The organism is Thiocapsa sp. (genome assembly GCF_035467215.1).
Classification (GTDB): Bacteria; Pseudomonadota; Gammaproteobacteria; order Chromatiales; family Chromatiaceae; genus Thiocapsa.
In genome coordinates this window covers 1-2,484 of record NZ_DATITZ010000042.1, presented here as the reverse complement: position 1 = coordinate 2,484, position 2,484 = coordinate 1, and the positions used below count along the sequence as shown (strand labels likewise).

2 protein-coding genes are annotated in these 2,484 nt (G+C 63.1%); both read left to right on the top strand.

Translation table 11 applies throughout. The annotated features are described in order from the left end of the window. Positions 1–429: 429 nt before the first annotated feature. Positions 430–1,953, top strand: coding sequence for a fused MFS/spermidine synthase (locus VLR48_RS02135; RefSeq protein WP_325290199.1), 1,524 nt, complete (start codon positions 430–432; stop codon positions 1,951–1,953). A gap of 127 nt (positions 1,954–2,080) precedes the next feature. Beyond that, positions 2,081–2,484 (top strand): hypothetical protein (locus tag VLR48_RS02130; RefSeq protein WP_325290198.1); only part of this gene is annotated, 404 nt, incomplete at its 3' end.

The following is a 2,484-nucleotide window of genomic DNA, read 5'->3' as shown; positions in this document are numbered from 1 at the left end:
AAGCTCTCCGAATTCGATCTGGGAGAGCTGCTCGATATCGAGAGCACGGATCTTCTTGCGGCCGACTACGCGGCCGATCTATCCGCGGGCGTCGAGCCTTCGGACCCGTCGGAGATACCGCCGATGCCGGAGGAGCTGAGCGAGGAGCCGCAACCCACGGACTGAGACATCGCGAGCGTGGGTCTGACTCCGGACCCGCTCCGCACAGCCGCGGCGTTTTAGCCATTCCGGTTCATTCTCCCCATCTCCCCAACCCCTCTCCCGCGAGGGGAGAGGAGCTAAGGTGATTGCCGAAAATCGCCAAAGACAGATCACTTGTTTTTGAAAGGTTGCCAAGATCCGACAGGTCGACACGCCGGGCGGTCCTCTGGTCGAGGCTCCCACCCTTCGCTATCCTTGCGGATCGATCGTCCACCCCCGGAGTCCATCGTGTCCGACCGTCTGCGCATCACCTGGTACGGCGTCACCATCTTTCTCAGCTCGGCATTCCTTCTGGTGCTGGAGATCCTCGCCGGCCGGCTGATCGCGCCGTATGTCGGGGTTTCGCTCTACACCTGGACCGCCATCATCGGCGTCATCCTCGCCGGGTTGTCGCTCGGGAACTGGATCGGCGGGATCTGGGCCGACCGCGGCGGCAACGAGCTGGCGGCCGGCATCACGCTGGCGCTGGCCGGGCTCTTCAGTCTCGGCATCCTCTTCCTCTTGACGCTGGTCGCGCCGCTCATCGAGGCCCGCGAGATGACCCTACTGGGTGCGAGCTTCTTCTACGTCTTGGCACTCTTCTTCATGCCGGCCGTCTTGCTCGGCGTGGTGACGCCGCTTCTGACGACCTTGGCATTGGGGCTGGATCGACGCACCGGCCATATCGTCGGTCGGATGCACGCGCTGGCGGCGCTGGGCAGCATCCTGGGCACCTTCGTCACGGGCTATGTGCTGATCCAGTATCTGGGAACGCGCGGCATCATCATCGGCACCGCGATCGGGCTTTTTCTGCTGGCACTGCCGTTTTTCAAAGGGCGCTCGCGCGCAGCGCCCATCGCCGTGCTTGTCGCGGCGGTCGGCCTGATCCTGGTGACGGATGCGCGCAACGGCTTCTCCAATCCCTGCGATCGCGAGAGCAACTACTTCTGCATCCGGGTCGTCGACGACTCCGAACGCGCTCCCTTCGGCGTCGCGCGCAGCCTGGTGCTGGACCATCTGGTCCACGGCACCAATCACGACAGCGAACCCGGCATGCTGATCTCGCCTTACGTGCAGTTGATGGACGAGCTCGCACTCGAGCACTTCGGAGAAGAGAAGGCCGAGACGCTACGCTGGTTCTTCGCGGGCGGCGGTGCCTACACCCTGCCCCGCTCCGTCCGCACGCGAACCCCGAACGCGACCGTCACCGTCGCGGAGCTGGACCCATTGGTCACCCGCACGGCCGAAGAGGGGCTGTTCCTCGACACCGCGGGGATGCGGGTCGTCCACGAGGACGCGCGGACCGTCCTCACCCGCGAGCCCTCCGAGCGCTATGATGTCATCGTCTCCGATGCCTTCCACGACATCTCCATCCCCTATCACCTCGTGACCCGTGAGTACGCGGAGCTTGTAAGGTCGCGCCTGGCTCCGGACGGGATCTACCTGCTCAACGTCCTGGACGCCTTTCCGGATCCACGCTTGGTCAAGAGCATGATGAAGACCTTGTCGGAATCCTTCGAGCATGTGCATGTCTGGATGGATATGGTCCCGCCCGAAGCGGAGCGCATGACCTTCGTCATCTCCGCGAGCGATGCCAGCGAGCCGCCCGAGACGCTCGTTGCCCGGCGGGGTTTCGATCATCGCTGGCTGCGCACGACCGAGCCCATGATGCGAACAGGAACCGCCTTCGACGCGCTGCCGCTCTTGACCGACGACTATGTCCCGGTCGAGCGGTTGGTCTCGGAGTTCTATTTCGAAGACTTGGGGAGGTGAACAACAGCTCCTGCGCGGCATCGAATCAAGGCGCAAGACGCCCGTCGGGTCGGCATCGGACCAACACCGCGAGCAAGGTGGTTTAAACTAGGACGCATCTCCGAACGGAGCACGACTGGAGGGACGCATGGCCCTGGCACGGGAAGACATCGAGTTCATCAAGGCCCATCTGGGCGAATGGCTGGCCGAGCAGTCATTCGCCAAGCCCCCGGCTGTCTACGAGACCGAGCTACGCGAGCGCATGGTCCGCGTCGAGGAGGAGCTCAGGCACCAGCGTGAGTTGATCCAGACCATCCTGGTGCAGATGGACAAGCGCTTCGACGCGGTGGAGAAGCGTTTCGAGCAGATGCAGCTGAATATGGACAAACGCTTCGAGGACGTTGATAAGCGTTTCGAGCAGATTCAGCTGAACATGGATCAGCGCTTCGATGCCGTCGAGAAACGCTTCGAAGCAACGGATAAGCGCTTCGAGGCCATGGACAAGCGTTTCGAAGAGCTGACCCGGCGGCTCGACCGCTTCATGTTCTGGTC